The sequence below is a fragment of the Thermus sp. genome, assembly GCF_040290245.1.
Classification (GTDB): domain Bacteria; phylum Deinococcota; class Deinococci; order Deinococcales; family Thermaceae; genus Thermus_A.
The window spans coordinates 1-8034 of record NZ_PSMQ01000071.1; the positions used below are offsets into that span (position 1 = coordinate 1).

8 protein-coding genes and 1 pseudogene are annotated in these 8034 nt (G+C 66.0%); 4 read left to right on the forward strand and 5 right to left on the reverse strand.

Translation table 11 applies throughout. The features are described 5' to 3' along the window. Both C4301_RS08630 and C4301_RS08635 read right to left on the reverse strand, forming a co-directional pair. Positions 1–109 (reverse strand): annotated as a pseudogene (locus tag C4301_RS08630) (adenylyltransferase); the annotation flags it as partial. A gap of 4 nt (positions 110–113) precedes the next feature. Next, positions 114–488 carry a M67 family metallopeptidase gene (locus C4301_RS08635; protein WP_352414686.1) on the reverse strand — a complete coding sequence of 125 codons (375 nt, stop codon included), beginning with the start codon at positions 486–488 and terminating at the stop codon, positions 114–116. A gap of 64 nt (positions 489–552) precedes the next feature. Here C4301_RS08635 and C4301_RS08640 point away from each other — a divergent pair, with 64 nt between their 5' ends. Genes C4301_RS08640 through C4301_RS08655 form a run of 4 tightly spaced genes read left to right on the forward strand, consistent with a single transcriptional unit; the run spans position 553 to position 5567 of the window. Further along, complete coding sequence (locus C4301_RS08640; RefSeq protein WP_352414687.1) at positions 553–2529, forward strand: elongation factor G; 1977 nt, start codon at positions 553–555, stop codon at positions 2527–2529. Continuing rightward, positions 2516–3400 carry an AAA family ATPase gene (locus tag C4301_RS08645; protein WP_352414688.1) on the forward strand — a complete coding sequence of 295 codons (885 nt, stop codon included), beginning with the start codon at positions 2516–2518 and terminating at the stop codon, positions 3398–3400. The genes C4301_RS08640 and C4301_RS08645 overlap by 14 nt, the downstream gene beginning before the upstream one ends. Positions 3401–3451: 51 nt before the next feature. Next, positions 3452–4126 carry a response regulator transcription factor gene (locus C4301_RS08650; protein ID WP_352414689.1) on the forward strand — a complete coding sequence of 225 codons (675 nt, stop codon included), beginning with the start codon at positions 3452–3454 and terminating at the stop codon, positions 4124–4126. 31 nt (positions 4127–4157) lie between these two features. Next, positions 4158–5567, forward strand: a complete 1410-nt coding sequence (locus C4301_RS08655) for a sensor histidine kinase (RefSeq protein ID WP_352414690.1) — start codon at positions 4158–4160, stop codon at positions 5565–5567. Positions 5568–5723: 156 nt separating this feature from the next. Here C4301_RS08655 and ccsA read toward each other — a convergent pair whose 3' ends face one another. The 3 genes from ccsA to C4301_RS08670 form a co-directional block, all read right to left on the reverse strand. Further along, the gene (ccsA, locus tag C4301_RS08660) at positions 5724–6470 is read right to left on the reverse strand and encodes a cytochrome c biogenesis protein CcsA (RefSeq protein WP_352414691.1); all 747 of its coding nucleotides are present in this window, start codon (positions 6468–6470) and stop codon (positions 5724–5726) included. Next, positions 6455–7576: a glutamyl-tRNA reductase gene (gene hemA, locus C4301_RS08665; RefSeq protein ID WP_352414692.1), complete on the reverse strand. Its 1122-nt coding sequence runs from the start codon at positions 7574–7576 to the stop codon at positions 6455–6457. The genes ccsA and hemA overlap by 16 nt, the downstream gene beginning before the upstream one ends. A gap of 13 nt (positions 7577–7589) precedes the next feature. Next, positions 7590–8034 (reverse strand): uroporphyrinogen-III synthase (locus C4301_RS08670; protein ID WP_352414693.1); only part of this gene is annotated, 445 nt, incomplete at its 5' end.

Consider the following 8034-nt stretch of genomic DNA (forward strand, 5'->3'; position numbering starts at 1 on the left):
CCCCCACCACGGCCACGGCCGCCCCCTTCAGCCGGGCCTGGCCCTCCGGGCCCACCTGGGGAAGGATCATCTGGCGGTGGTAGCGCAAAAGCTCTTCCCGGCTCCACATGACCCTAGACTACGACGACCCCCACCTCCCGGCCTTCCGGAAGGAGGAAGGCCCGGAAGCCGTCCGTGCCGAAGATGACATAGGGAACGCGCCAGTAGGCCTCCTTGCGGTCGGTCTCGCTGGGCCAGGCGGGGCTTTGGGGGTGGGAGTGGTAGATGGCCAAAAGGGTCAGGCCCTGGGCCTCGAGGGCCTTAAGCGCCCTAAGGACCGCCAAGGGGTCGGCCCGGTACGCCACAAGCGGACGCTCGTGCACGTTGGAGAGGGGGAGCATGGCCTCCACCTCCCGCCTTCCCGCCCAGAGCCCCACCGCCTCCTTGGGGTGCTCCCGCAGAAGGTGGGCCCGGGTCTCCTCGAGGATCCGCCGCTTCACGTAGAGCACATCCTCACTATACGCAACAAAAGCCCCCCGGGGGGGCGTATACTAGGGGCACCAAGGAGGGGTTATGGTTCGCACGGTGGCCCTGGTCGGGCATGCGCAAAGCGGTAAGACCACCCTGGCGGAGGCCCTGCTTTACCGGACGGGGGGCAAGGAGAAGATGGGGAGCGTGGAGGAGGGGACGACCACCACCGACTACACCCCCGAGGCCAAACTGCACAAGACCACGGTGCGCACCGGGGTCATCCCCCTGTTTTACCGAGCGCACCAGATCTTCCTCCTGGACGCCCCCGGATACGGGGACTTCGTGGGCGAGATCCGGGGGGCGCTGGAGGCGGCGGACGCCGCTTTGGTGGCGGTGAGTGCGGAAAGCGGGGTCCAGGTGGGAACCGAAAGGGCCTGGACCGTGGCGGAAAGGCTGGGCCTCGCCCGGATGGTGGTGGTCACCAAGCTGGACAAGGGAGGAGACTACTACGCCCTTCTGGAAGACCTAAGGGCCACCCTGGGCCCCATCCTGCCCGTGGACCTGCCCCTCTACGAGGGGAAACGGTGGGTGGGGCTTATGGACATCCTCCACCAGAAGGCCTACCGGTACGAGGCCGGCCAGGAGGTGGAGGTGCCCTTCCCGGAAGGGGAACGGGAGCGGGCGGAGGCCTTCCGGAAGGAGGTCCTCGAGGCCATCATCGAGACGGACGAGACCCTTTTGGAAAAGTACCTGGAAGGCGACGAGGTCACGGGGGAGGCCCTGGAAAGGGCCTTCCACGAGGCGGTCCGCCGGGGGCTTCTCTACCCCGTGGCCCTCGCCTCCGGGGCTACCCTCATCGGCACCCTTCCCCTTTTGGACCTGATCCTCGAGGCCCTCCCCTCCCCGGCCGAGCGCTTCGGGGAAGGGCCTGCTCTGGCCAAGGTCTTCAAGGTCCAGGTGGACCCGTTTATGGGCCAGGTGGCCTACCTCCGCCTCTACCGGGGCCGGCTCGCCCCGGGGGAGGCGCTGGAAAGCGAAGGGGGGCCGGTGCGGTTTCCTCACCTTTACGTCCCCCGGGGCAAGGAGCTCCTGGAGGTCCCCGCAGCCGAGGCCGGGTACATCCTGGGCCTGCCCAAGGCGGAGACCCTCCACCGGGGGATGGTGCTCTGGCAGGGGAGAAGGCCGGAAAGCGAGGAGGTTCCCTTCGCCCGTCTGCCCGACCCCAACGTGGTGGTGGCCCTCCGGCCCAAGGGCAAGGACGAGGCCAAGCTGGGGGAGGCCTTAAGGAAGCTTCTGGAGGAGGACCCGAGCCTCAAGCTCACCCGGCAGGAAGAGACCGGGGAGATCCTCCTTTGGGGACACGGGGAGCTCCACCTGGCCACCGCCAAGGAGCGGCTTTCCGACTACGGGGTGGAGGTGGAGTTCACCCCGCCCAAGGTCCCCTACCGGGAGACCATCAAAAAGGTGGCGGAAGGACAGGGCAAGTACAAAAAACAGACGGGCGGCCACGGCCAGTACGGGGATGTCTGGCTCCGTCTCGAGCCCGCTTCGGAGTACAGCTTCGAATGGCGGATCACGGGCGGGGTCATCCCCTCCAAGTACCAGGAAGCGATCGAGAAAGGCATCCTCGAGGCGGCCAAGAAGGGGGTTTTGGCCGGCTACCCGGTGATGGGCTTCAAGGCCATCGTCTACAACGGGAGCTACCACGAGGTGGACTCCTCGGACCTCGCCTTCCAGATCGCCGCCAGCATGGCCTTTAAGAAGGTCATGGAGTTGGCCAGCCCTACGCTTTTGGAACCCATCTACACCCTAAAGGTCCTGGTCCCGCAGGACCGGGTGGGGGATGTCCTCTCCGACCTCCAGGCCCGCCGGGGGCGGATCCTGGGGATGGAGCAAGACGGAGCCCTGGCGGAGCTGAGGGCCGAGGTGCCCTTGGCGGAGGTTCTGGAGTACCATCGGGCCCTCCAGAGCCTGACCGGGGGGGCGGGGGCCTACACCCTGGAGTTCAGCCATTACCAGGAGGTCCCGCCCCAGCTGGCCCAGAAGATCGTCGAGGAAAGAAGGCGTGAAAGCGCTTAGAGAGGCCCTGGAAGGGGTGCTTTTCGGCCAGGAAAAGGTGGTGGAGGCTCTCCTCGCCACCGCTTTAGCCGGGGGGCACGCCCTTCTGGAGGGGATGCCGGGGCTGGGGAAAACCCTTTTGGCCTTGGCTTTCGCACAGGCCACCGGCCTTTCCTTCAAGCGCATCCAGTTCACCCCCGACCTTCTTCCCCAGGACCTCACGGGGGGCGAGGTCTTCCGGGAGGGGCGGTTTGAGTTCGTCCAGGGCCCCCTCTTCGCCCACGTGGTCCTGGCGGACGAGGTCAACCGGGCCCCGCCCAAGGTCCAGTCGGCCCTCCTCGAGGCCATGGAGGAACGGGCGGTGACCTTTGGTGGGGTGCGCCACCCCTTGCCGGACCCCTTCCTCGTCCTCGCCACCCAGAACCCCTTGGAGCTGGAGGGGACCTACCCCCTGCCCGAGGCCCAGCTGGACCGGTTCACCAGCCTCATCCGGATCAAGCCCCCACCCGCTTCCATCTGGCTCCGCATCCTCACGGAGGAGCCCCGGCTTCCCGAACCCTTGGGCCTGGACCTTCGGGCCCACCAGGAGGCGGCCAAGGGGGTGAGGGTCTCGGAGAAAGCCCTCGAGGCGGTGGTGAACGCGGCCCTGGTCACCCAAAAGGACCGCCGCTTCCGGGCGGGCCTCTCCCCCCGGGGGGCCAAGCGGTGGCTGGCCCTGGCCCGGGCGCTGGCGTACCTGCGGGAAAAACCCTTTGTGGACTGGCCGGAGCTGAAAGACGCCGCCTTCTTAGCCCTTCCCCACCGCCTCTTCCTCACCGAGGAGGCCCTTTACGAAGGGGTCCGCCCGGAGGAGGTGGTGGCGGAGGCCCTGCGGAAAGCCGGGGTGCCCTGAGGCCCCCACGGGCCTAGCTTTCTCATGAGAAAGTAAGCTAGACTAAGGGGCATGGAGAACCCCCTGATCCTCCTCATCGAGGACGAGAAGGACATTGCCCGCTTTATCGAGCTCGAGCTCCAGGCGGAAGGCTACCGGACGGAGGTGGCCTACGATGGGATCACCGGCCTTTCCCGGTTCCGGGAAACGAACCCCAACCTGGTCATCCTAGATCTAATGCTTCCCGTCATGGACGGGATTGAGGTGGCCAAGCGCATCCGAAAAACCTCCAATGTGCCCATCGTTATGCTCACGGCCAAAGACCGGGTGGAGGACAAGGTCCAGGGCTTAGACGCTGGGGCGGACGACTACCTGGTCAAACCCTTCTCCATAGAAGAGCTCCTGGCCCGCATCCGGGCCCACCTGCGCCGGGTGAGCCCCGCGATCACCGGGGAGATCCGGGTGGCGGACCTGATCATCAACCTCGAGGGCCGGGAGGTCTTCCGCTCCGGGCGGCGGATCGAGCTCTCCAACAAGGAGTTTGAGCTCCTAGAGCTCCTCGCCAAAAGCCCGGGCAAGGTCTTCACCCGCTACGAGATCGAGGAAAAGGTCTGGCCCGGCTACCAAGGGGGAAGCAACGTGGTGGACGTCTACATCGGCTACCTGCGCAAAAAGCTCGAGGGCCAAGGGGAACGCCGCCTCATCCACACCGTCCGGGGGGTGGGGTACGTCCTGCGGGAGGATTAGGGGCGAAAAACCTCCAATTCCAGAAAGCGCCGTGACCCTTAGGACCCGCATCACCCTCCTGGTCACCCTCCTTCTCGCCGCCTCCTTGCTCCTCCTGGGAGGAGGGGTTCACGGACTTCTAAAGGAGTTCCTCTACCGAAGCCTCCGGGAGGAGCTGGCCCAAGCCAGCACCCAGGTGGTCCGGCTTTTGAACACCGGGGGTGGGGAGCTCCTTTCCGTGGGCCTCCCCTCCACCTTATACGCGGAGGTTCAGCTCTTCACCGAGACCGACCCGGCCTTTCTGGCCAAGGAGGGGGGGATCAGCGTCCAGAAAAGCCCCGCTCTGGGAAGCCACCGCCTCGTCCTCTCCCAGAAGGCCTATGCCACCCTCCTGCAAAAGGGGGAGGTCTGGGCCGAGGTGGCCCTCCCCCGGGAGAGGAGTCCCCTGCGGCTTCTCGTTTTGGCGCGCAAGGTCAAAGTCCGCCTGGGCCAGGCGGAGTGGAATGGGGCCCTTCTGGTGGGAAAGCCCGTGGAACCCATAGAGGCCACCTTGAACCAGTTCACCCGGATCTACGCCGCCACCGCCCTCTTGGTCCTCCTCCTTTCGGCCCTTTTCGCCAGGCGGCTTGTGCGGCAGGCTTTAGAGCCCCTGGAATGGGTGGCCAAGAAGGCGGGTGCGATAGAGGCCAGGCCCGAGGAGCTTCCCGAACCCCAAAGCCAAGACGAGGTCTACGCTCTGGTCCGGGCCCTGAACGCCATGATGCGGAGGATGCGGGAGGCCTTTGAAACCCAGACGCGCTTTTTGGCCGACGCAAGCCACGAGCTTAGAACCCCGATCACCGCCATCCTGGGCCACGTGGGCTACCTCCTAAGGCGCACCCCGGTCACAGAGGCGCAAAGGGAGAGCCTCGAGGTCATCAAACGGGAGGCGGAGAGGATGCGCAAACTGGTGGAGGACCTCTTGGAGCTCTCCAAAAGCGGGGCCTGGAAGGTGAAGCCCCTCCCCGTCCACGTCAAAAGCCTCTTCGAAGAGGTCCGGGAGGAGTTCAGCAAAGGCCACCCGGGGGAGATCGTCCTGGAGGGAGCGGAGGATCTCTTCGTCCTGGGGGACCCTGACCGGCTCCACCAGGTCCTGGCCAACCTGGTGACGAATAGCCTGAAGGCCAAAGCCCGCCGGGTGGTCCTCCGGGGCATGGAGGTGGGGGAAAGGGTCATCCTCCAGGTACAAGACGACGGCGAGGGCATTCCCAAAGAACACCTCCCCCACATCTTTGAGCGGTTTTACCGGGTGGACAAGGCCCGGGATCGGGAACGGGGGGGCTCAGGGCTTGGACTTGCCATTGTAAAGGCCATCCTCGAGGCCCACGGGGGGGAGGTCTGGGTGGAAAGCGAAGAGGGCAAGGGAACCGTCTTCACCCTTTCCCTTCCCGCAAGCGGGCCACCCCCTCCGCTCGGGGTTTGACCCTGGAACGTGGCCGCTGGGCAACTGACCGGGCCAAAGCACCCGGGGCTCACTGGGGCTTGACGTATATTCCCCCCGCGTAAAATGGCCCCAACAGTCCCGATCGGAAGTGCATCTTTTGCTTGGAAAAATGGGCCTTGGCGGCAGCAGATCGATTCAAAACCCCAGCCTCGAGGGGTGCCGGGAACCCAGAAAGGGTGCCCCCATAAAGGCAAAAAGGAGGAGCCCATAGGCGAGGAGGAGGATAAGGGCCCGGGTCCAGCCCTGAAGCCGCTTTTCCAGAAGGAAGTAGAGGGTGAGGAGAAGCCAGCCCAAAAGGACAGGGACCTCCTTGGGGTCCGGGGCTAGGGGGCTCCCGAAGTACCGCCAGGCCCAGGCCATGCCGCTGGCCAGGCCGAGGGTCGCCGCCAGGTACCCTACCCGCAGATACCCCCGCTCAAGCCGCCTTAGGCTCCAAAAGGGCGGAGCCCCCAAGGCCTTCCAAGGGACGAGGCGCAGGCGCAGATCCTGCAAAACGCACAGCACCCCTGCCCCCGTCCCCACCGCCAGGGCCAGGTAGGCCACAAGAAAACTCCCCCCATGGAGCAGGGTAAGCCCCCAGGGAAGAACCGCCCCTGGATGGGGTAGGGTCTTCAGGGCAAAGAGGGCGAGGAAGAGGGCCAAGAGGAGAAGATGGGTGCGCAAGGGGGCGAGCTTAGGCCTTAAGAAGAGCGTCCCCGACCGAAGCGCCAAAAGGCCGGAGAGGAAGAGGGCAGGCTGGGCAGGGGTCATGAAGGGGCCTTTCTGGAAGGCGTCCGCCCCACCCGAAAGGAGGAGGAAGACCCCACCCCAGGCTAAAGCCCGGGGCCAGAAAAGGCCCAGGGCGAGGAAGCACATACCCAAAACAGCTAGGCCAGCGGCCATAACGCCCGCCGCTTCAGCTCGAGGATCCTGGGGTGGGCCCGGCGGCCCGCCTCCTTGTGCAGGGTCAGGGGGTCGGCGGCGGGAAGCTCCCTTTGGACCTCGAGCAGGACCTCCTCCCTAAGCCGCCGGATGGCCTCCCGCACCCGATGGCCTGCATACCATTCTAGAAAATCCCCCACCTGAGCCTCCAGAAGGCCCTCTACCCGTCTGGCCTCCTCCTCGCGCCGCCGCAGGTTTTCCTGAACCACGGCCTGCAAATCGTCCAGGTTGTACAGGTAGGCGTAGGGAAGCCGCCCCACCTCGGGATGGATGTTCCGAGGTAGGGCGATGTCGATCAGGAAAAGCGGCCGCTCCCGCCTGGGGATGTCCTTAGGCCCCAAAAGAAGCCCGCCCCCCGAGGAGGCCACCACGATGTCCGCCTCCTTAAGCACCTGAGGGAGCTCCGAAAGGAGGCGCGCCTCGCCTCCGTGGCGGCGGGCGAGCTCCTCGGCCCTTTCCCTCGAGCGGTTGACCACATAGGCCCTTCCCACCCCCCGGGCCCGTAGGTGGACGAGGAGGAGCTGGGCCATCCCCCCTGCCCCTATAACGGCCACGGAAAGCCCGGTGAGGTCCCCATAGACCGCCTGGGCCAGGTCCACCGCCGCATAGGCCACGCTCACCGCCCCTTGACCGATTAAGGTCTCGCTCCTGGCCCGCTTGCCAAAGGCCACCGCGGTGAGAAAGGCCTTTTCTAAAAGGGCATCCGTGCTCCTTAGGCCTCGAGCCCTAAAAAGGGCCTCCCGCACCTGGCCCAGGATCTGGCCCTCCCCCACCACCAAGGAGTCCAGGCCCGCGGCCACCCGGTAGAGGTGGCGCAGGGCCTCGAGGCCTTCTCGGACATAAAGATGCCTCTCCCCCACCCCCAGGCCCTTAAGGAAGGTCACCGCCCTTTTCACCCGGTTTCCGGTGAAGTAAAGCTCCGTCCGGTTGCAGGTGGAAAGGGCCACCAAAGGGCGGACCTCCCCCAAAAGAGCGGGGAGACGGAGCGCGGGGTCTATGACCGCCTTTTCCCTCACCTCCAAAGGAGCGGTCTTGTGGGAGAGGCCCACGAGGAAAAGGGGAATCATACCCGGTCCTAATCTACCCCATCTCCCGGGGGAGGTCCATACCCAAAGCCTTAAGAATCGCCGAGAAAAGCCCGTCTAAGCCGGGGGATTCCGCCTCGTAGACCCGGCTGAAAAAGCGGCGGGCCTCCTCGGCGGTGGAGGGGCCGATGCAGGCCGCCTTCAGGTCCAGCCCAATCCGTTCGGCCCAAGCCCGGACCGCGCTGGGGCTGGCCAGGGCCACCACCTCCGCCCCCTCGAGCCCCTCCCTGGAGGCCTCGAAGAGGGCTCCTTCGTTCACTTCCGTGGTGTAAACGTCCAGCCGCTCCACCCATACCCCCCGCGCCCGAAGCCCCTCCTCCAGCGTCCCCTCGGCCAAGGCCGAGGCCACGAAGAGGACCCGGCCCGCTTCGGGAAAGGTCTTTGCGAGATCCCTCGCGGTGGCCCTAGGCGGGAGGAAGGCGGGCTCGAGGCCCCCCCTT